At 68.5% G+C, this 260-nt stretch carries 1 protein-coding gene; it reads left to right on the plus strand.

The window, feature by feature from the left end; genetic code table 11:
• Positions 1-41 precede the first annotated feature (41 nt).
• Complete coding sequence (locus tag HKX41_12140; GenBank protein NNC24885.1) at positions 42-221, plus strand: hypothetical protein; 180 nt, start codon at positions 42-44, stop codon at positions 219-221.
• Positions 222-260 lie beyond the last annotated feature (39 nt).

A 260-nucleotide genomic window follows, 5' to 3' on the forward strand; every position in this document is an offset into this window, starting at 1 on the left:
GACGACCGGCGCTAGTACGCCGGCCGCGTGCGCCCAGGAACATGAGCGCACCTAACGCTACTCGCGCGAGCGAGCAAGAAGGCACCGGACACAACCGAATCACCGCCGAGATACTGCGGACAGAGCGGGGCGAGACCATCCACCGCTACACCGTCGACGGCCGGACGTACGAGTCCCTCGAGGCGCTCGAAGCCGACACGGAGGCCGAGACCGATGAGTGACGCCGCGACCCCGCAGGGCGGGCATGAAGACCAAGCGCC

Source organism: Salifodinibacter halophilus (assembly GCA_012999515.1).
In the GTDB taxonomy this organism is placed as follows: Bacteria; Pseudomonadota; Gammaproteobacteria; order Nevskiales; family Salinisphaeraceae; genus Salifodinibacter; species Salifodinibacter halophilus.